This window comes from Pseudomonas atacamensis (genome assembly GCF_017167965.1).
Lineage (GTDB): Bacteria > Pseudomonadota > Gammaproteobacteria > Pseudomonadales > Pseudomonadaceae > Aquipseudomonas > Aquipseudomonas atacamensis.
On the sequence record NZ_CP070503.1, the window covers coordinates 770,083 to 790,486 of the forward strand.

General features: G+C 54.3%; 13 protein-coding genes, 6 tRNA genes and 3 rRNA genes. 21 read left to right on the forward strand and 1 reads right to left on the reverse strand.

Translation table 11 applies throughout. The features are described from left to right. Positions 1–3: 3 nt before the first annotated feature. Positions 4–1,428: a peptidoglycan DD-metalloendopeptidase family protein gene (locus JWU58_RS03510; protein ID WP_016772930.1), complete on the reverse strand. Its 1,425-nt coding sequence runs from the start codon at positions 1,426–1,428 to the stop codon at positions 4–6. A gap of 212 nt (positions 1,429–1,640) precedes the next feature. Here JWU58_RS03510 and tyrS point away from each other — a divergent pair, with 212 nt between their 5' ends. From tyrS to rpoB, 21 genes are all read left to right on the forward strand, one after another. Further along, positions 1,641–2,840 (forward strand): tyrosine--tRNA ligase, encoded by a 1,200-nt coding sequence (gene tyrS, locus JWU58_RS03515; protein WP_206421491.1) that lies wholly within the window; start codon positions 1,641–1,643, stop codon positions 2,838–2,840. Between the two features lie 553 nt (positions 2,841–3,393). Continuing rightward, positions 3,394–4,930, forward strand: a 16S ribosomal RNA gene (locus tag JWU58_RS03520). 81 nt (positions 4,931–5,011) lie between these two features. Continuing rightward, a tRNA-Ile gene (locus JWU58_RS03525) sits at positions 5,012–5,088 on the forward strand. Positions 5,089–5,118: 30 nt separating this feature from the next. Beyond that, positions 5,119–5,194: transfer RNA gene (locus tag JWU58_RS03530), tRNA-Ala, on the forward strand. A gap of 246 nt (positions 5,195–5,440) precedes the next feature. After that, a 23S ribosomal RNA gene (locus tag JWU58_RS03535) occupies positions 5,441–8,334 on the forward strand. 156 nt (positions 8,335–8,490) lie between these two features. Next, positions 8,491–8,606, forward strand: a 5S ribosomal RNA gene (rrf, locus tag JWU58_RS03540). Together the 16S, 23S and 5S rRNA genes with 2 tRNA genes alongside form the textbook arrangement of a ribosomal RNA operon. A gap of 132 nt (positions 8,607–8,738) precedes the next feature. After that, positions 8,739–9,692, forward strand: a complete 954-nt coding sequence (birA, locus tag JWU58_RS03545) for a bifunctional biotin--[acetyl-CoA-carboxylase] ligase/biotin operon repressor BirA (protein WP_016772932.1) — start codon at positions 8,739–8,741, stop codon at positions 9,690–9,692. Then, entirely contained in the window at positions 9,682–10,434 is a 753-nt protein-coding gene (locus tag JWU58_RS03550; protein WP_206421492.1) for a pantothenate kinase, read from the forward strand. The genes birA and JWU58_RS03550 overlap by 11 nt, the downstream gene beginning before the upstream one ends. A 7-nt stretch (positions 10,435–10,441) precedes the next feature. Continuing rightward, a complete protein-coding gene (locus JWU58_RS03555; RefSeq protein ID WP_123443232.1) occupies positions 10,442–10,873 on the forward strand; it encodes a hypothetical protein in 432 nt (143 codons plus the stop codon). Between the two features lie 142 nt (positions 10,874–11,015). Next, positions 11,016–11,100: transfer RNA gene (locus JWU58_RS03560), tRNA-Tyr, on the forward strand. Positions 11,101–11,125: 25 nt separating this feature from the next. Continuing rightward, positions 11,126–11,199, forward strand: a tRNA-Gly gene (locus tag JWU58_RS03565). A 27-nt stretch (positions 11,200–11,226) separates the two neighbouring features. Continuing rightward, positions 11,227–11,302 (forward strand) — tRNA-Thr (locus JWU58_RS03570). A gap of 85 nt (positions 11,303–11,387) precedes the next feature. Beyond that, positions 11,388–12,581, forward strand: a complete 1,194-nt coding sequence (gene tuf, locus JWU58_RS03575; protein ID WP_024014521.1) for an elongation factor Tu — start codon at positions 11,388–11,390, stop codon at positions 12,579–12,581. A 53-nt stretch (positions 12,582–12,634) separates the two neighbouring features. Continuing rightward, positions 12,635–12,710 (forward strand) — tRNA-Trp (locus JWU58_RS03580). 45 nt (positions 12,711–12,755) lie between these two features. Beyond that, positions 12,756–13,124 carry a preprotein translocase subunit SecE gene (gene secE, locus JWU58_RS03585; protein WP_123443233.1) on the forward strand — a complete coding sequence of 123 codons (369 nt, stop codon included), beginning with the start codon at positions 12,756–12,758 and terminating at the stop codon, positions 13,122–13,124. Between the two features lie 9 nt (positions 13,125–13,133). Continuing rightward, positions 13,134–13,667, forward strand: a complete 534-nt coding sequence (gene nusG, locus JWU58_RS03590; protein ID WP_007957598.1) for a transcription termination/antitermination protein NusG — start codon at positions 13,134–13,136, stop codon at positions 13,665–13,667. A 118-nt stretch (positions 13,668–13,785) separates the two neighbouring features. Continuing rightward, positions 13,786–14,217: a 50S ribosomal protein L11 gene (rplK, locus tag JWU58_RS03595; protein WP_003176435.1), complete on the forward strand. Its 432-nt coding sequence runs from the start codon at positions 13,786–13,788 to the stop codon at positions 14,215–14,217. Beyond that, a complete protein-coding gene (rplA, locus tag JWU58_RS03600) occupies positions 14,217–14,912 on the forward strand; it encodes a 50S ribosomal protein L1 (RefSeq protein ID WP_024014523.1) in 696 nt (231 codons plus the stop codon). The genes rplK and rplA overlap by 1 nt, the downstream gene beginning before the upstream one ends. A 198-nt stretch (positions 14,913–15,110) precedes the next feature. Then, complete coding sequence (rplJ, locus tag JWU58_RS03605; RefSeq protein ID WP_008081912.1) at positions 15,111–15,611, forward strand: 50S ribosomal protein L10; 501 nt, start codon at positions 15,111–15,113, stop codon at positions 15,609–15,611. 73 nt (positions 15,612–15,684) lie between these two features. Continuing rightward, positions 15,685–16,050, forward strand: a complete 366-nt coding sequence (gene rplL / locus JWU58_RS03610; RefSeq protein ID WP_007962228.1) for a 50S ribosomal protein L7/L12 — start codon at positions 15,685–15,687, stop codon at positions 16,048–16,050. A gap of 221 nt (positions 16,051–16,271) precedes the next feature. Continuing rightward, entirely contained in the window at positions 16,272–20,345 is a 4,074-nt protein-coding gene (gene rpoB / locus JWU58_RS03615) for a DNA-directed RNA polymerase subunit beta (protein ID WP_016772939.1), read from the forward strand. Positions 20,346–20,404: the final 59 nt, after the last annotated feature.

A 20,404-nucleotide genomic window follows, 5' to 3' on the forward strand; every position in this document is an offset into this window, starting at 1 on the left:
GGCTTAGCGCTTGCTCGAGGCCAGCATGGTGGCCTTCTCTTGATCCATGCGCGCCATCAGCGGCTGGCTCTGCGCGAGGAAGCGCGCGCGTTCGGACTTGGCGATCGGATCGGCCATTGGCAGCTTCTGGCCGAGCGGGTCGACGTGAACGCCGTTGACCTGGAACTCATAGTGCAAATGCGGGCCGGTGGACAGGCCGGTGGTGCCGATATAGCCAATGACTTGACCTTGCTTGACGCTGCCGCCGGTTTTCACGCCTTTGGCAAAGCCCTGCATATGGCCGTAGAGCGTACGGTAAGTGTTGCCGTGCTGAATGATCACGGTGTTGCCGTAACCACCACGACGACCGGCCAGCAACACTTTGCCGTCACCGGCAGCCTTGATCGGCGTGCCTCGCGGCGCTGCATAGTCGACACCTTTGTGCGCGCGGATCTTGTTGAGGATAGGGTGCTTACGGCCCATGGAGAACTTCGAGCTGATGCGGGCGAAGTCAACCGGCGTACGGATGAAGGCCTTGCGCATGCTGTTGCCATCGGCAGTGTAATAGCTGCTGTTGCCTTGTTTGTTGGTGTAGCGAACAGCGGTGTAAGTCTTCCCGCGGTTGGTGAAACGCGCCGACAGGATCGGGCCGGTGCCGACCGCCTTACCGTTGATGACTTTCTGCTCGTAGATCACATCGAATTCGTCGCCTTGACGAATGTCCTGCGCGAAGTCGATGTCGTAGCCAAAGACGCTGGCCATATCCATGGTCATGCTGTGAGAAAGGCCGGCGCGGGCTGCGGACTGCGACAGTGAGCTGTTGATGACGCCGTGGACGTAGGCAGTGCGAACGGTTGGCTTGGCAGTCACTCGGTTGAACGAATAGCCCTTATCGTTCTTGGTCAAAGTAATGGTTTCAACGTCGCTGACCTTGCTGTGCAGACTGGTCAACTGGCCTTCCGGGCTGAGTTCGAATTCGAGTTTCTGACCGCGCTTGAGTTGGCTGAACTGCTTGGCTTGCTTGTCGCTTGCCAGTATTTCGTGCACGGAGGCTGCCGGTAGGCCGACTTTTTCAAACAGGGTAGACAGCGTATCGCCTTTGGAAACCACGACCTCGCGGTGCCCAGGCTCTTTTGGTTTCTCAGCAGGGGCTACAGGTGACGGCGCGGTTTCAGCGGTTTGCGCGGCGTTTTCGTCGCTGTTTTCGATTTGTGCGAACGGAGAAGCTACGGGCTCGTTTGTGGCTTGAGTCGCATCAGCAGCGTCTTGATCTTGTGTCAGTTGTTCAGCGGGACTTTCCAGTTCAAGACTCAGAGTCGTCTTTTTGGCTTCAACATCGCTGGAGGGAAATACCAGCAGCGCCAGGCTGAGAAGGGCGGCGATTCCACTTGCGGCGAGCAGGTGGGTCTTCGGGTAAAGCGGGGGCGCTTTAGACGGTTCTGTGGTCATAGGTAATTTTTGACTTTGAAATAGATGAATTGGAAAAGATGAATGACATGATGAAGATGAAATAACTGTATAAAATATAACCAAATCATCGCTGAAGCAAGTCTACAGACCTCGGGTCTGTGGATTGGTGTCCGTGCGCCGGGCAAAACTTGTAATTGGTGCGCGTTCTTGTATGGTTGGTTCCCTTTGAATCTGAGCCTTGCGGGTCTGTTATGAAGTCGGTTGAAGAGCAGCTAGCGCTGATTAAACGTGGTGCGGAAGAACTGTTGGTCGAGTCCGAGCTGGTCGAGAAGCTCAAGCGCGGCCAACCGCTGCGTATCAAGGCTGGTTTCGACCCTACCGCTCCGGATCTGCATCTTGGTCATACCGTGCTTATTAATAAGCTGCGTCAGTTCCAGGAGCTGGGGCACCAGGTGATCTTCCTTATAGGTGACTTCACCGGGATGATCGGCGATCCGAGTGGCAAGAGCGCCACGCGTCCGCCACTGACGCGTGAGCAGGTTCTGGAAAATGCTGAGACCTACAAGACTCAGGTTTTCAAAATCCTTGATCCGGCGAAAACCGAAGTTGCCTTCAACTCCACCTGGATGGACAAGATGGGGCCGGCGGATTTCATTCGCCTGACTTCGCAATACACCGTTGCTCGCATGCTCGAGCGCGATGACTTCGACAAGCGCTATACCACCAACCAGCCGATCGCTATTCACGAGTTCCTCTATCCGCTGGTTCAGGGTTATGACTCGGTCGCGCTGCGCGCCGATGTCGAGCTGGGCGGTACCGATCAGAAATTCAATTTGCTGATGGGTCGCGAGTTGCAGCGTGGGTATGGTCAGGAGGCACAGTGCATTCTGACCATGCCATTGCTGGAAGGTCTGGATGGCGTGAAGAAGATGTCCAAGTCGCTGGGTAACTATGTCGGTATCCAGGAAGCGCCGGGCGTCATGTACAGCAAGCTGGTTTCCATCCCGGATGCGCTGATGTGGCGTTACTTCGAGTTGCTCAGCTTCCGTTCGATGGATGATATCAACGCATTCCGGGCTGACGTCGAAGCTGGGGCGAATCCACGTGATATCAAAATCAAACTCGCTGAAGAGATCGTTGCGCGTTTCCATGGTGAAGAGGCTGCGGCGAACGCTCATCGAGGCGCTGGCAACCGCATGAAGGATGGCGAACTTCCAGATGACTTGCCTGAGATCGAGCTGTCTTCGATTGAGGATATGCCGATCGCTGCCGTCCTTAATAAGGCAGGCTTGGTGAAGAACTCAGCGGCGGCGCGAGATCTGTTGGCGGCGGGCGGAGTCCGGGTCGATGGCGAAGTGGTTGATCGCTCCTTTATATATGTACTGGGCACGACTCACGTTTGCCAGGCCGGCAAGAAGGCTTTTGCACGTATTACGCTGAAATCTGAATAAAGTTGAAATTGGGGGTTGACGGCGAATTCCAGAGGTCTATAATTCGCCCCACTTCCGGCGCAGTCGAAACGGAAAACTCCTTGAGATTCAAAGAGTTACACAGTTTTCGACAGCGGCTTGCTTCAGGTCATCGAAGCCTGGAAGGAGTTGAAAGAGCGGTGATGTTTGGCTCTTTTAACGGTTCGATCTTCTCGGTCGAAAGCGGAGAAAAAGAGGTGTTGACAGCAGCGATTAACGCTGTAGAATTCGCCTCCCGCTAACGAGAGATCGGAAGCGCAAGTGGTTGAAGTTGTTGAAGAATTCTTCGAAAGCTTCTGAAAATAATCACTTGACAGCAAATGAGGCTGCTGTAGAATGCGCGCCTCGGTTGAGACGAAAGATCTTAACCAACCGCTCTTTAACAACTGAATCAAGCAATTCGTGTGGGTGCTTGTGCAGTCAGACTGATAGTCAACAAGATTATCAGCATCACAAGTTACTCCGCGAGAAATCAAAGATGTAACCAACGATTGCTGAGCCAAGTTTAGGGTTTCTTAAAAACCCAAAGATGTTTGAACTGAAGAGTTTGATCATGGCTCAGATTGAACGCTGGCGGCAGGCCTAACACATGCAAGTCGAGCGGATGAAAGGAGCTTGCTCCTGGATTCAGCGGCGGACGGGTGAGTAATGCCTAGGAATCTGCCTGGTAGTGGGGGACAACGTTTCGAAAGGAACGCTAATACCGCATACGTCCTACGGGAGAAAGCAGGGGACCTTCGGGCCTTGCGCTATCAGATGAGCCTAGGTCGGATTAGCTAGTTGGTGAGGTAATGGCTCACCAAGGCGACGATCCGTAACTGGTCTGAGAGGATGATCAGTCACACTGGAACTGAGACACGGTCCAGACTCCTACGGGAGGCAGCAGTGGGGAATATTGGACAATGGGCGAAAGCCTGATCCAGCCATGCCGCGTGTGTGAAGAAGGTCTTCGGATTGTAAAGCACTTTAAGTTGGGAGGAAGGGTTGTAGATTAATACTCTGCAATTTTGACGTTACCGACAGAATAAGCACCGGCTAACTCTGTGCCAGCAGCCGCGGTAATACAGAGGGTGCAAGCGTTAATCGGAATTACTGGGCGTAAAGCGCGCGTAGGTGGTTTGTTAAGTTGGATGTGAAATCCCCGGGCTCAACCTGGGAACTGCATCCAAAACTGGCAAGCTAGAGTATGGTAGAGGGTGGTGGAATTTCCTGTGTAGCGGTGAAATGCGTAGATATAGGAAGGAACACCAGTGGCGAAGGCGACCACCTGGACTGATACTGACACTGAGGTGCGAAAGCGTGGGGAGCAAACAGGATTAGATACCCTGGTAGTCCACGCCGTAAACGATGTCAACTAGCCGTTGGGAGCCTTGAGCTCTTAGTGGCGCAGCTAACGCATTAAGTTGACCGCCTGGGGAGTACGGCCGCAAGGTTAAAACTCAAATGAATTGACGGGGGCCCGCACAAGCGGTGGAGCATGTGGTTTAATTCGAAGCAACGCGAAGAACCTTACCAGGCCTTGACATCCAATGAACTTTCCAGAGATGGATTGGTGCCTTCGGGAACATTGAGACAGGTGCTGCATGGCTGTCGTCAGCTCGTGTCGTGAGATGTTGGGTTAAGTCCCGTAACGAGCGCAACCCTTGTCCTTAGTTACCAGCACGTAATGGTGGGCACTCTAAGGAGACTGCCGGTGACAAACCGGAGGAAGGTGGGGATGACGTCAAGTCATCATGGCCCTTACGGCCTGGGCTACACACGTGCTACAATGGTCGGTACAAAGGGTTGCCAAGCCGCGAGGTGGAGCTAATCCCATAAAACCGATCGTAGTCCGGATCGCAGTCTGCAACTCGACTGCGTGAAGTCGGAATCGCTAGTAATCGCGAATCAGAATGTCGCGGTGAATACGTTCCCGGGCCTTGTACACACCGCCCGTCACACCATGGGAGTGGGTTGCACCAGAAGTAGCTAGTCTAACCTTCGGGAGGACGGTTACCACGGTGTGATTCATGACTGGGGTGAAGTCGTAACAAGGTAGCCGTAGGGGAACCTGCGGCTGGATCACCTCCTTAATCGACGACATCAGCTGCTGCATGAGCTCCCACACGAATTGCTTGATTCATTGAAGAAGACGATAGAAGCAGCCCGAAATTGGGTCTGTAGCTCAGTTGGTTAGAGCGCACCCCTGATAAGGGTGAGGTCGGCAGTTCGAATCTGCCCAGACCCACCAATTTTGTGTGGGAAACGCCTGTAGAAATACGGGGCCATAGCTCAGCTGGGAGAGCGCCTGCCTTGCACGCAGGAGGTCAGCGGTTCGATCCCGCTTGGCTCCACCACTACTGCTTCTGAAGTTTGAAAGCTTAGAAATGAGCATTCCACCGGTTGGTGATGAATGTTGATTTCTAGTCTTTGACTAGATCGTTCTTTAAAAATTTGGGTATGTGATAGAAAGATAGACTGAACGTTACTTTCACTGGTAACGGATCAGGCTAAGGTAAAATTTGTGAGTTCTCTTAGTTGAGAAATTCGAATTTTCGGCGAATGTCGTCTTCACAGTATAACCAGATTGCTTGGGGTTATATGGTCAAGTGAAGAAGCGCATACGGTGGATGCCTTGGCAGTCAGAGGCGATGAAAGACGTGGTAGCCTGCGAAAAGCTTCGGGGAGTCGGCAAACAGACTTTGATCCGGAGATGTCTGAATGGGGGAACCCAGCCATCATAAGATGGTTATCTTGTACTGAATACATAGGTGCAAGAGGCGAACCAGGGGAACTGAAACATCTAAGTACCCTGAGGAAAAGAAATCAACCGAGATTCCCTTAGTAGTGGCGAGCGAACGGGGACTAGCCCTTAAGTGGCTTTGAGATTAGCGGAACGCTCTGGAAAGTGCGGCCATAGTGGGTGATAGCCCTGTACGCGAAAATCTCTTAGTCATGAAATCGAGTAGGACGGAGCACGAGAAACTTTGTCTGAATATGGGGGGACCATCCTCCAAGGCTAAATACTACTGACTGACCGATAGTGAACTAGTACCGTGAGGGAAAGGCGAAAAGAACCCCGGAGAGGGGAGTGAAATAGATCCTGAAACCGTATGCGTACAAGCAGTGGGAGCAGACTTTGTTCTGTGACTGCGTACCTTTTGTATAATGGGTCAGCGACTTATTTTCAGTGGCGAGCTTAACCGAATAGGGGAGGCGTAGCGAAAGCGAGTCTTAATAGGGCGTCTAGTCGCTGGGAATAGACCCGAAACCGGGCGATCTATCCATGGGCAGGTTGAAGGTTAGGTAACACTGACTGGAGGACCGAACCGACTACCGTTGAAAAGTTAGCGGATGACCTGTGGATCGGAGTGAAAGGCTAATCAAGCTCGGAGATAGCTGGTTCTCCTCGAAAGCTATTTAGGTAGCGCCTCATGTATCACTGTAGGGGGTAGAGCACTGTTTCGGCTAGGGGGTCATCCCGACTTACCAAACCGATGCAAACTCCGAATACCTACAAGTGCCGAGCATGGGAGACACACGGCGGGTGCTAACGTCCGTCGTGAAAAGGGAAACAACCCAGACCGTCAGCTAAGGTCCCAAAGTTATGGTTAAGTGGGAAACGATGTGGGAAGGCTTAGACAGCTAGGAGGTTGGCTTAGAAGCAGCCACCCTTTAAAGAAAGCGTAATAGCTCACTAGTCGAGTCGGCCTGCGCGGAAGATGTAACGGGGCTCAAACCATACACCGAAGCTACGGGTATCATCTTCGGATGATGCGGTAGAGGAGCGTTCTGTAAGCCTGTGAAGGTGAGTTGAGAAGCTTGCTGGAGGTATCAGAAGTGCGAATGCTGACATGAGTAACGACAATGGGTGTGAAAAACACCCACGCCGAAAGACCAAGGTTTCCTGCGCAACGTTAATCGACGCAGGGTTAGTCGGTCCCTAAGGCGAGGCTGAAAAGCGTAGTCGATGGAAAACAGGTTAATATTCCTGTACTTCTGGTTATTGCGATGGAGGGACGGAGAAGGCTAGGCCAGCTTGGCGTTGGTTGTCCAAGTTTAAGGTGGTAGGCTGAGATCTTAGGTAAATCCGGGATCTTAAGGCCGAGAGCTGATGACGAGTTACCCTTTGGGTGACGAAGTGGTTGATGCCATGCTTCCAAGAAAAGCTTCTAAGCTTCAGGTAACCAGGAACCGTACCCCAAACCGACACAGGTGGTTGGGTAGAGAATACCAAGGCGCTTGAGAGAACTCGGGTGAAGGAACTAGGCAAAATGGCACCGTAACTTCGGGAGAAGGTGCGCCGGTGAGGGTGAAGGACTTGCTCCGTAAGCTCATGCCGGTCGAAGATACCAGGCCGCTGCGACTGTTTATTAAAAACACAGCACTCTGCAAACACGAAAGTGGACGTATAGGGTGTGACGCCTGCCCGGTGCCGGAAGGTTAATTGATGGGGTTAGCTAACGCGAAGCTCTTGATCGAAGCCCCGGTAAACGGCGGCCGTAACTATAACGGTCCTAAGGTAGCGAAATTCCTTGTCGGGTAAGTTCCGACCTGCACGAATGGCGTAACGATGGCGGCGCTGTCTCCACCCGAGACTCAGTGAAATTGAAATCGCTGTGAAGATGCAGTGTATCCGCGGCTAGACGGAAAGACCCCGTGAACCTTTACTATAGCTTTGCACTGGACTTTGAATTTGCTTGTGTAGGATAGGTGGGAGGCTTTGAAGCGTGGACGCCAGTTCGCGTGGAGCCATCCTTGAAATACCACCCTGGCAACTTTGAGGTTCTAACTCAGGTCCGTTATCCGGATCGAGGACAGTGTATGGTGGGTAGTTTGACTGGGGCGGTCTCCTCCTAAAGAGTAACGGAGGAGTACGAAGGTGCGCTCAGACCGGTCGGAAATCGGTCGTAGAGTATAAAGGCAAAAGCGCGCTTGACTGCGAGACAGACACGTCGAGCAGGTACGAAAGTAGGTCTTAGTGATCCGGTGGTTCTGTATGGAAGGGCCATCGCTCAACGGATAAAAGGTACTCCGGGGATAACAGGCTGATACCGCCCAAGAGTTCATATCGACGGCGGTGTTTGGCACCTCGATGTCGGCTCATCACATCCTGGGGCTGAAGCCGGTCCCAAGGGTATGGCTGTTCGCCATTTAAAGTGGTACGCGAGCTGGGTTTAGAACGTCGTGAGACAGTTCGGTCCCTATCTGCCGTGGACGTTTGAGATTTGAGAGGGGCTGCTCCTAGTACGAGAGGACCGGAGTGGACGAACCTCTGGTGTTCCGGTTGTCACGCCAGTGGCATTGCCGGGTAGCTATGTTCGGGAAAGATAACCGCTGAAAGCATCTAAGCGGGAAACTTGCCTCAAGATGAGATCTCACTGGAACCTTGAGTTCCCTGAAGGGCCGTCGAAGACTACGACGTTGATAGGTTGGGTGTGTAAGCGCTGTGAGGCGTTGAGCTAACCAATACTAATTGCCCGTGAGGCTTGACCATATAACACCCAAGCAATTTGCTGACCTGAAAAGGCACCAGATTGCGGTGTGTGAAGACGAAACGAACCGAAAGTTCGAAACGCACAAACACCGAAAGCTGTCACATACCCAATATGCTGAAGCGAGGCCGTCTGGTCACGAGTCAGTACCCGAATTTCTTGACGACCATAGAGCGTTGGAACCACCTGATCCCATCCCGAACTCAGCAGTGAAACGATGCATCGCCGATGGTAGTGTGGGGTTTCCCCATGTGAGAGTAGGTCATCGTCAAGATTAAATTCCGAAACCCCAATTGCGAAAGCAGTTGGGGTTTTGTTTTGCCTGCGAGAAATGTGTCCGCTTGATTTCTATGCAACGGCCCGGGGCATGGCTATTATGCGGGCCTCATTGTGAGGCGATACCTGCATGCTGACGTTGTTGAATCTACTGAAGGATGGACGATTCCATTCCGGACAGGACCTGGGCGTTGCCCTGGGAATAAGCCGAAGTGCTGTATGGAAGCAGCTACAACAGCTTGAAGCTGAACTTGGCCTGTCGATCCATAAAGTTCGCGGTCGCGGATATCAATTGTCGACGCCTCTGACGCTCCTTGATCCTCTGGAAATAACCAGGAAGATGCCTCAATGGCCGGTGCGTGTGTTCGACTCTGTTGACTCGACAAATGCCGAGGCTCTGCGCTCCATCAGTGACGGCGCCGCTGCGCCGTTTTTGGTGCTCGCGGAGCGACAATTGGCAGGCCGTGGTCGTCGAGGTCGTAAGTGGGTAAGCCCATTTGCAGAAAATCTTTATTACAGCCTTGTACTCCGCATCGAAGGCGGCATGCGTCAGCTTGAGGGATTGAGCCTTGTTGTTGGCTTGGCGGTGATGCAGGCCTTGCGAAACACCGGTGTGCCCAATGCCGGTTTGAAGTGGCCCAATGATGTTTTGGTGGGTAACAAGAAAATAGCTGGCATTCTGCTCGAACTCGTCGGCGATCCGGCGGATGTGTGTCATGTTGTATTGGGTATAGGAATCAACGTGAATATGCAGGTTGCCGATGAGGTCGACCAGCAATGGACTTCTATAAAACTGGAGTCAGGCAAAGCCTGCGATCGCAATGCTCTGGTGGTTGAATTGAGTAATCAACTCAAGACTTATATCCATAAACACCAGCTCAACGGGTTCGCGAGTCTGCAGGCAGAATGGGCGGAAAATCATCTGTGGCAGGGGCGCTCCGTGTCGTTGATCGCGGGTAACAGCCGTATCGATGGAGTAGTGCTCGGGATTGATAACCAAGGCGGGTTGCGCTTGATTGTAGATGGTGTCGAAAAGGCCTTTAGTGGCGGAGAGCTCAGCCTGAGGTTGCGTGATGATTCTTGAGCTTGACTGCGGCAATAGCTTTATAAAATGGCGCGTGCTGGATGCGTCGGCGAGCGAGCTGGTCTCGGAAGGAGTTGTAGATTCCAATCAGGCTTTGCTTGAGAGCCTACGCATCATAAAGTCACTCTCGCTGCGCAAGTGTCGTTTGGTAAGCGTCAGGACCAACGAGGAAACCAGTGCTTTAACCGAAATGCTTGAGCGCGAGTTCAGTATTCCTATCTCGTGTGCGAAGCCCGCTCGCGAGATGTCTGGTGTTCGAAACGGCTACGAAGACTATGAGCGTCTGGGGCTTGATCGCTGGCTGGCGATGCTTGGCGGCTTTCACCTGGCTGCCGGGAGTGCTTGTCTGGTTCTCGACTTCGGTACCGCGGTTACTGCCGATTTTGTGCGGCCTGACGGTGAGCATCTCGGTGGGTTCATTTGTCCAGGCATGCCTTTGATGCGAAACCAGCTTCGCACCCATACCCGTAAAATTCGTTATGGTGATGAGGCGGCAGAGCGCGCCCTTTCCAGTCATGTCCCGGGGCGTACCACCGTGGAAGCGGTGGAGCGCGGTTGTTCTTTGATGCTGAGGGGCTTTGTTCTCACTCAATTAGAGCTGGCTCGAGCGTACTGGGGAGAGCAATTCACCGTCTTTATTACGGGAGGGGATGCCGAGTTGGTTAAAGGCGTCGCGCCTGACGCCAGGGTCGTGCCCGACCTGGTTTTTGTCGGCTTGGCGATGGCGTGTCCCTTGTCCTGAGGTTTATATGCGTTGGTTGTTCCTGCTCCTAGTGGTTCTCAATGTTTTTTACTATGTCTGGCATCAGCAGGAAGCGCCCTTGCGAGCCAAAGATGTAACGCCCCTTAGTCTGTATCGCGGTGCGCAGCAGGATATCCGTCTACTGAGCGAAACTGCTGGTGAAAGCGGGAGAGGGCAGGTGGTGCCGCGTCAGCAGTGTCTCTTCGTTGGTGGATTTTCTGAAGAGGATTCAATTGCCAGGTTGCAACAGCGCTTGGTGGCGATGAAGGTCAATGCTCAATCCGTGCCGAAAGCTGCTGCAGGAAGCGGTTACTGGCTTGCAGTTGCGCCGGATGGCCAGCCTTTGTTGGGCGAACAGCAGTTGCAAAACCTTTCCAAGGAATTCAATGAGTTAAAACATAAAATAATGCTGTGCGAAGGGGTTGCACCTGCTCAATAGTTTGCATAGAATGGCGCCCGCTCCACAGCGAACACCTTAAACGGGATTCGAAGTGAAGCGTGTCAACGCAGCTAACCTCAGGTTTTTAAATGAGAAAATGCTTGACAGGGGTTTGGCATGATATAGAATGCCGGCCTGATTAGGAGGGGTTCCCGAGCGGCCAAAGGGATCAGACTGTAAATCTGACGTCTACGACTTCGAAGGTTCGAATCCTTCTCCCTCCACCAGATTTAAGCGTGAGCTGCAGGCTCCGCGGGTATAGTTTAGTGGTAGAACCTCAGCCTTCCAAGCTGATGATGCGGGTTCGATTCCCGCTACCCGCTCCAAGTTTGCAGGTTGTGCAAAAGGGTTTTGCTCTTGTAGCTCAGTTGGTAGAGCACACCCTTGGTAAGGGTGAGGTCAGCGGTTCAAATCCGCTCAAGAGCTCCATATAACAAGGCAGATATGAAAATATCTGCCTTTGTTTTAATGGTTGATATTGTTTGTCTAATTTCTTCTGTAGAGGGTGATATCGATGGCTAAGGAAAAATTTGATCGTTCCCTGCCCCACGTCAACGTTGGGACCATTGGTCACGTTGACCACGGTAAAACCACTCTGACTGCTGCTCTGACTCGCGTCTGCTCCGAAGTTTTCGGTTCGGCCGTCGTTGAATTCGACAAGATCGACAGCGCACCAGAAGAAAAAGCTCGCGGTATCACCATCAACACCGCTCACGTTGAGTACAACTCGACTATTCGTCACTACGCTCACGTTGACTGCCCAGGTCACGCTGACTACGTGAAGAACATGATCACCGGTGCTGCCCAGATGGACGGCGCGATCCTGGTTTGCTCGGCCGCTGATGGTCCGATGCCACAAACCCGTGAGCACATCCTGCTGTCCCGTCAGGTAGGTGTTCCGTACATCGTGGTTTTCCTGAACAAGGCTGACCTGGTAGACGACGCTGAGCTGCTGGAACTGGTTGAGATGGAAGTTCGTGACCTGCTGTCGACCTACGACTTCCCGGGCGACGACACTCCGATCATCATCGGTTCGGCTCGTATGGCGCTGGAAGGCAAAGACGACAACGAAATGGGCACCACTGCCGTTCGTAAACTGGTTGAAACTCTGGACACCTACATCCCAGAACCAGTTCGTATGATCGACAAGCCATTCCTGATGCCAATCGAAGACGTGTTCTCGATCTCGGGTCGCGGTACTGTTGTGACTGGTCGTATCGAGCGCGGTATCGTTCGCGTTCAGGACGCTCTGGAAATCGTTGGTCTGCGTGACACCACCACCACCACCTGCACCGGTGTTGAAATGTTCCGCAAGCTGCTCGACGAAGGTCGTGCTGGCGAGAACTGCGGCGTTCTGCTGCGTGGTACCAAGCGTGACGACGTTGAGCGTGGCCAGGTTCTGGTCAAGCCAGGTTCGGTCAAGCCGCACACCAAGTTCACCGCAGAAGTTTACGTTCTGAGCAAGGAAGAAGGCGGTCGTCACACTCCGTTCTTCAAAGGCTACCGTCCACAGTTCTACTTCCGTACTACTGACGTGACTGGTAACTGCGAGCTGCCAGAAGGCGTTGAAATGGTAATGCCAGGTGACAACATTCAGATGACTGTTACCCTGATCAAAACCATCGCGATGGAAGATGGTCTGCGTTTCGCTATCCGTGAAGGCGGTCGTACCGTCGGCGCTGGTGTCGTAGCCAAAATCATCGAATAAGCGGTTGTAATGTATTTTTCGGGCCGGCATAATGGTCGGCCTGATTTTGTTTTAGGTCAGTAGCTCAATTGGCAGAGCGACGGTCTCCAAAACCGTAGGTTGGGGGTTCGATTCCCTCCTGACCTGCCAGATTCACTCGGTGTGTCTGGCTTTCTTTTCACAGGATCTTCATAGATGACTCCTAAAGCTGAAGCTCAAGGCTCTCGCTTCGATCTGCTCAAGTGGCTTGTAGTAGTCGCTTTGGTAGTTGTTGGCGTTGTTGGCAATCAGTATTACGCTGCTTCGCCGATCCTGTACCGTGTACTCGCTTTGCTTGCCATTGCTGCTGTAGCTGTCTTTGTAGGCCTGCAAACCGCGAAGGGCAAGTCTTTCTTTGTACTGGTTAAGGAAGCTCGCACCGAGATTCGTAAAGTCGTGTGGCCAACTCGCCAAGAAACCACGCAGACCACGCTGATTGTCGTGGCTGTTGTTCTGGTTATGGCGTTGCTGTTGTGGGGTCTTGATTCCCTGCTCGGCTGGCTTGTTTCCTTGATTGTCGGCTAAGGGTGTCCCGTGGCTAAGCGTTGGTATGTTGTGCATGCTTACTCGGGTTACGAGAAGCATGTGATGCGCTCGCTGATCGAGCGCGTAAAGCTGGCTGGCATGGAAGATGGCTTCGGCGAGATTCTGGTTCCCACTGAAGAAGTGGTTGAGATGCGTAACGGCCAGAAGCGCAAAAGCGAACGGAAGTTCTTCCCAGGCTATGTGCTGGTCCAGATGGATATGAACGAGGGTACTTGGCACTTGGTCAAGGATACTCCTCGGGTGATGGGTTTCATCGGCGGTACCGCTGACAAGCCTGCGCCGATTACCGATAAAGAGGCAGAAGCGATTCTGCGTCGCGTTGCTGATGGTAGCGACAAGCCGAAGCCGAAGACGTTGTTCGAGCCAGGCGAGACGGTACGTGTCAATGACGGTCCATTCGCTGATTTCAATGGCGTTGTGGAAGAAGTTAACTACGAAAAGAGCCGGATCCAAGTGGCAGTGCTCATTTTCGGTCGCTCTACTCCGGTGGAGCTCGAGTTCAGTCAGGTCGAGAAGGTCTAACTGGACAAGCAATCCCAACCCCGCAGCCTTAGGCTGTGGGGTTTTGTCGTCACTGGGATAAACGCGCAAGTAACCGGGGAGCCTTTCGAGGCGTTCGAACCCGTAATTGGAGTGCCTCATGGCCAAGAAGATTACCGCTTACATCAAGCTGCAAGTGAAGGCCGCTCAGGCTAACCCAAGTCCACCGGTTGGTCCTGCTCTGGGTCAGCACGGCGTGAACATCATGGAATTCTGCAAGGCTTTCAACGCCCGTACTCAGGGTCTTGAGCCGGGTCTGCCGACTCCAGTGATCATCACTGTCTACAGCGACCGTAGCTTCACTTTCGAAACCAAATCCACCCCTGCTTCGGTTCTGCTGAAGAAGGCGGCCGGTCTGACCAGCGGTTCCGCTCGTCCGAACACCGTTAAGGTTGGCACTGTTACCCGTGCTCAGCTGGAAGAAATCGCGAAAACCAAAAACGCGGATCTGACTGCAGCTGATATGGATGCAGCCGTGCGTACTATCGCCGGTTCTGCTCGTAGCATGGGCCTTAACGTGGAGGGTGTGTAATGGCTAAGCTGACCAAGCGTCAAAAGGCTATCGCCGGCAAAATCGAAGCAGGCAAGGCCTACAACATTGTAGACGCCGCTGCTCTGCTGGCCGAGCTGTCGACTGTCAAGTTCAGCGAGTCGTTCGACGTTGCTGTAAACCTGGGTGTAGACCCGCGTAAATCCGACCAGGTTGTTCGTAGCGCTACTGTGCTGCCACACGGCACTGGCAAGACCGTTCGCGTTGCTGTGTTCACCCAGGGTCCAGCTGCTGAGGCCGCTCTGGCTGCCGGCGCTGACCGTGTAGGTATGGACGACCTGGCTGCCGAAATGAAAGGCGGCGACCTGAACTATGACGTAGTGATCGCATCCCCGGATGCCATGCGCGTTGTAGGTCAGTTGGGTCAGATCCTCGGTCCACGTGGCCTGATGCCTAACCCGAAAGTCGGCACCGTAACTCCAGACGTAGCCAACGCGGTCAAGAACGCCAAGGCTGGTCAGGTTCGTTATCGCACCGACAAAAACGGCATCATCCACACTTCCGTTGGCAAGATCGGCTTCGACGCCGTGAAGCTGAAGGAAAACGTTGAAGCCCTGATCGCTGATCTGAAGCGTATCAAGCCAGCTTCCTCGAAAGGTATTTACGTCAAGCGCGTCACCCTGAGCACCACCATGGGCCCAGGTCTGGTTATCGACCAGAGCTCGCTCGACGCGTAAGACAAAGGTTGGCGCGGTTTGCCGCGCCAATTGAAAGATTGGGGTCCCTGCCTGGCGGGGGCTATCCAAGACCGTAGGCGGCGCAAGCCTTAAACCTCAAGCCTACGCAGATGGTGCTCCCGGTTCCTTACCGAATCAGACACCAAAACGACATTCGGTTCCGATCGAATGAAACGGTAACAAGCAGGAGTTAAACCCGTGGCAATTAATCTCGAAGACAAGAAGGCCATCGTCGCTGAAGTCAACGAGGCTGCCAAAGTCGCTCTGTCCGCTGTCGTGGTTGATGCACGTGGCGTAACAGTAGGCGCAATGACCGGACTCCGTAAAGAGGCTCGTGAAGCTGGCGTTTACGTACGTGTCGTACGTAACACCCTGCTCAAGCGCGCTGTTGCTGACACTCAATACAGTGTCCTCAACGACGTGTTCACCGGCCCGACCCTGATTGCATTCTCGAACGAACATCCGGGCGCTGCTGCCCGTATCTTCAAAGAGTTTGCCAAGGGTCAGGACAAGTTCGAGATCAAGGCAGCTGCGTTCGAGGGCAAGTTCCTCGCAGCTAATCAGATCGACGTACTGGCAACTCTGCCGACCCGTGACGAAGCAATTTCCCAGCTGATGAGCGTGATTCAAGGCGCAACCAGCAAATTGGCTCGTACTCTGGCGGCAATTCGCGACCAGAAAGAAGCTGCCGCAGCCTAAGGCTCGTCACTTCTCGCGTTTTTTGTTTATTTCGATGGTCGCGTAGGCCGTCCCCCAATTCAGGAATTGAGTCATGTCTCTGACTAACGAACAAATCATCGAAGCAATCGGCCAGAAATCCGTAGTGGAAATCGTTGAGCTGATCAAAGCGATGGAAGAAACCTTCGGTGTTACCGCTGCTGCCGCTTCGGCTGGCCCAGCTGTAGCTGCTGCTGCTGTTGAAGAGCAAACCGAGTTCAACGTTGTTCTGCTGGAAGCTGGCGAGAAGAAGGTTAACGTGATCAAGGCAGTTCGTGAACTGACCGGTCTGGGCCTGAAAGAAGCCAAAGAGAAAGTAGACGGCGCTCCTCAGGTTGTAGCTGAAGGCGTTTCGAAAGAAGCGGCTGAAGACGCCAAGAAGAAGCTGGAAGAAGCAGGCGCTAAAGTCGAGCTGAAGTAAGCATCGACTTTGCTCCTCCAGCCCGAGCGTCAAGCGACAGGCTGATGGCTGGTGGCTCTTGCCACCGGCCTTTTTCCGTTATTGGCAGCCGACTGGGTCGGTGCTGATAAAGGCGCTGTAACCACCCGATGCGGTGGCGCAAACCATGGGGTTTGCACGATTTTCTGGCTGCTCCCGTCGGGAGGGGCCAAACAAGCAGGTGACCAAGCTGGGGAACGCTGATGGCTTACTCATATACTGAGAAAAAACGTATCCGCAAGGACTTTAGCAAGTTGCCGGACGTCATGGATGTGCCTTACCTCCTGGCCATCCAGCTGGATTCGTATCGTGAATTCTTGCAAGCGGGAGCGACTAAAGATCAGTTCCGCGACGTGGGCCTGCATGCGGCCTTCAAATCCGTTTTCCCGATCATCAGCTACTCCGGCAATGCTGCGCTGGAGTACGTCGGTTATCGCCTGGGCGAACCGGCATTTGATGTCAAAGAATGCGTATTGCGCGGTGTGACTTTCGCCGTACCTTTGCGGGTAAAAGTGCGCCTGATCATTTTCGACAAAGAATCGTCGAACAAAGCGATCAAGGACATCAAAGAGCAAGAAGTCTACATGGGTGAAATCCCCCTGATGACTGAGAACGGTACCTTCGTAATCAACGGTACCGAGCGTGTTATCGTTTCCCAGCTGCACCGTTCCCCGGGCGTGTTCTTCGACCACGACCGCGGCAAGACGCACAGCTCCGGCAAACTGCTGTACTCGGCTCGCATCATTCCTTACCGCGGTTCGTGGCTGGACTTCGAATTCGACCCGAAAGACTGCGTCTTCGTGCGTATCGACCGTCGTCGCAAACTGCCGGCTTCGGTACTGCTGCGCGCACTCGGTTACACCACCGAAGAAGTGCTGGACGCGTTCTACACCACCAACGTATTCCACCTGAGCGGCGAAACCCTCAGCCTGGAACTGGTGCCATCGCGCCTGCGTGGTGAAGTTGCGGTTCTGGACATCCAGGACGAGAAGGGCAAGGTCATCGTTGAGCAAGGCCGCCGTATTACCGCGCGCCACATCAACCAGATCGAAAAAGCCGGTATCAAGACGCTGGACGTGCCACTCGACTACGTCCTTGGCCGCACCACCGCCAAGGCTATCGTGCACCCGGCTACCGGAGAAATCCTGGCCGAATGCAACACCGAGCTGAACACTGAAGTCCTGGCAAAAATCGCCAAGGCTCAGGTCGTTCGCATCGAGACCCTGTACACCAACGACATCGACTGCGGTCCGTTCGTCTCCGACACGCTGAAGATCGACTCCACCAGCAACCAATTGGAAGCGCTGGTCGAGATCTATCGCATGATGCGTCCAGGCGAGCCGCCAACCAAAGACGCTGCCGAAACCCTGTTCAACAACCTGTTCTTCAGCCCTGAGCGCTATGACCTGTCTGCGGTCGGCCGGATGAAGTTCAACCGTCGTATCGGTCGTACCGAGATCGAAGGTTCGGGCGTGCTGTGCAAGGAAGACATCGTCGCGGTCCTGAAGACTCTGGTCGACATCCGCAACGGTAAAGGCATCGTCGATGACATCGACCACCTGGGTAACCGTCGTGTTCGCTGCGTAGGCGAAATGGCCGAGAACCAGTTCCGCGTTGGCCTGGTACGTGTTGAGCGTGCGGTCAAAGAGCGTCTGTCGATGGCAGAAAGCGAAGGCCTGATGCCGCAAGACCTGATCAACGCCAAGCCAGTGGCTGCGGCGGTGAAAGAGTTCTTCGGTTCCAGCCAGCTGTCGCAGTTCATGGACCAGAACAACCCGCTGTCCGAGATCACCCACAAGCGTCGTGTCTCTGCACTCGGCCCTGGCGGTCTGACTCGTGAGCGCGCAGGCTTCGAAGTCCGTGACGTACACCCGACTCACTACGGTCGTGTCTGCCCGATTGAAACGCCGGAAGGTCCGAACATCGGCCTGATCAACTCCCTGGCTGCGTACGCTCGCACCAACCAGTACGGCTTCCTGGAAAGCCCGTACCGCGTGGTGAAAGAGGGTGTAGTCACCGACGAGATCGTGTTCCTGTCCGCTATTGAAGAAGCCGATCACGTGATCGCGCAGGCTTCGGCGACCATGAACGAGCAGAAAGTCCTGATCGACGAACTGGTTGCCGTACGTCACCTGAACGAATTCACCGTCAAGGCGCCGGAAGACGTCACCCTGATGGACGTTTCGCCGAAGCAGGTTGTGTCGGTTGCAGCGTCGCTGATTCCGTTCCTCGAGCACGACGACGCCAACCGTGCGTTGATGGGTTCGAACATGCAGCGTCAGGCTGTACCGACTCTGCGCGCTGACAAGCCGCTGGTAGGTACCGGCATGGAGCGTAACGTAGCCCGTGACTCCGGCGTTTGCGTCGTGGCTCGTCGTGGTGGCGTGATCGATTCCGTCGATGCCAGCCGTATCGTGGTTCGTGTTGCCGATGACGAAGTTGAAACCGGTGAAGCCGGTGTCGACATCTACAACCTGACCAAGTACACCCGCTCGAACCAGAACACCTGCATCAACCAGCGTCCGCTGGTGCGTAAAGGTGATCGCGTTCAGCGTAGCGACATCATGGCCGACGGCCCGTCCACCGACATGGGTGAGCTGGCGCTGGGTCAGAACATGCGCATCGCGTTCATGGCATGGAACGGCTTCAACTTCGAAGACTCCATCTGCCTGTCCGAGCGTGTGGTTCAGGAAGACCGTTTCACCACGATCCACATTCAGGAACTGACCTGTGTGGCCCGTGACACCAAGCTTGGCCCAGAGGAAATCACTGCGGACATCCCGAACGTGGGTGAAGCTGCACTGAACAAGCTGGACGAAGCCGGTATCGTTTACGTAGGTGCTGAAGTAGGCGCAGGCGACATCCTGGTTGGCAAGGTCACTCCCAAAGGCGAGACCCAACTGACTCCGGAAGAAAAACTGCTGCGTGCAATCTTCGGTGAAAAAGCCAGCGACGTTAAAGACACATCCCTGCGCGTGCCAACCGGCACCAAAGGTACTGTCATCGACGTACAGGTCTTCACCCGTGACGGCGTTGAGCGTGATGCTCGTGCACTGTCGATCGAGAAGTCCCAGCTGGACGAGATCCGCAAGGATCTGAACGAAGAGTTCCGCATCGTTGAAGGCGCGACTTTCGAGCGTCTGCGTTCCGCACTGGTAGGCCACAAGGCCGAAGGCGGCGCCGGCCTGAAGAAGGGGCAGGACATCACCGACGAAGTACTCGACGGTCTTGAGCACGGCCAGTGGTTCAAACTGCGCATGGCTGAAGATGCGCTGAACGAGCAGCTCGAGAAGGCTCAGGCCTACATCGTTGATCGTCGCCGTCTGCTGGACGACAAGTTCGAAGACAAGAAGCGCAAACTGCAGCAGGGCGATGACCTGGCTCCAGGCGTGCTGAAAATCGTCAAGGTTTACCTGGCAATCCGTCGCCGCATCCAGCCGGGCGACAAGATGGCCGGTCGTCACGGTAACAAGGGTGTGGTCTCCGTGATCATGCCGGTTGAAGACATGCCGCACGATGCCAATGGCACCCCGGTCGACGTGGTCCTCAACCCGCTGGGCGTACCTTCGCGTATGAACGTTGGTCAGATCCTCGAAACCCACCTGGGCCTCGCGGCCAAAGGTCTGGGCGAGAAGATCAACCGGATGGTCGAAGAGCAGCGTAAAGTCGCTGAACTGCGCACCTTCCTGGACGAGATCTACAACCAGATCGGCGGTCGTAACGAAGATCTGGACAGCTTCTCCGATCAGGAAATCCTCGATCTGGCGAACAACCTGCGTGGCGGCGTTCCAATGGCCACTCCAGTGTTCGACGGCGCCAAGGAAAGCGAAATCAAGGCCATGCTGAAACTGGCAGACCTGCCGGAAAGCGGCCAGATGCAGCTGACCGACGGCCGTACCGGCAACAAGTTCGAGCGTCCAGTTACCGTTGGCTACATGTACATGCTGAAGCTGAACCACTTGGTAGACGACAAGATGCACGCGCGTTCTACCGGTTCTTACAGCCTGGTTACCCAGCAGCCGCTGGGTGGTAAGGCGCAGTTCGGTGGTCAGCGTTTCGGGGAGATGGAGGTCTGGGCACTGGAAGCATACGGTGCTGCTTACACTCTGCAAGAAATGCTCACAGTGAAGTCGGACGATGTGAACGGCCGTACCAAGATGTACAAGAACATCGTGGATGGCGATCACCGTATGGAGCCGGGCATGCCCGAGTCCTTCAACGTGTTGATCAAGGAAATTCGTTCCCTCGGCATCGATATCGATCTGGAAACCGAATAACACGTGACGCGAATCGAGAGCGGGGCAGGAATGCCCGCTCTCTGCTCCGCCAGGAGGAA

Excerpts from the sequence above, each read along its gene's own strand:
- rplK (WP_003176435.1), top strand. The coding sequence starts at position 13,786 with ATGGCCAAGAAGATTACCGCTTACATCAAGCTGCAAGTGAAGGCCGCT.
- JWU58_RS03550 (WP_206421492.1), top strand. The coding sequence starts at position 9,682 with ATGATTCTTGAGCTTGACTGCGGCAATAGCTTTATAAAATGGCGCGTG.
- rplA (WP_024014523.1), top strand. The coding sequence starts at position 14,217 with ATGGCTAAGCTGACCAAGCGTCAAAAGGCTATCGCCGGCAAAATCGAA.
- rplL (WP_007962228.1), top strand. The coding sequence starts at position 15,685 with ATGTCTCTGACTAACGAACAAATCATCGAAGCAATCGGCCAGAAATCC.
- birA (WP_016772932.1), top strand. The coding sequence starts at position 8,739 with ATGCTGACGTTGTTGAATCTACTGAAGGATGGACGATTCCATTCCGGA.
- tyrS (WP_206421491.1), top strand. The coding sequence starts at position 1,641 with ATGAAGTCGGTTGAAGAGCAGCTAGCGCTGATTAAACGTGGTGCGGAA.
- JWU58_RS03555 (WP_123443232.1), top strand. The coding sequence starts at position 10,442 with ATGCGTTGGTTGTTCCTGCTCCTAGTGGTTCTCAATGTTTTTTACTAT.
- tuf (WP_024014521.1), top strand. The coding sequence starts at position 11,388 with ATGGCTAAGGAAAAATTTGATCGTTCCCTGCCCCACGTCAACGTTGGG.
- JWU58_RS03510 (WP_016772930.1), bottom strand. The coding sequence starts at position 1,428 with ATGACCACAGAACCGTCTAAAGCGCCCCCGCTTTACCCGAAGACCCAC.
- rpoB (WP_016772939.1), top strand. The coding sequence starts at position 16,272 with ATGGCTTACTCATATACTGAGAAAAAACGTATCCGCAAGGACTTTAGC.
- secE (WP_123443233.1), top strand. The coding sequence starts at position 12,756 with ATGACTCCTAAAGCTGAAGCTCAAGGCTCTCGCTTCGATCTGCTCAAG.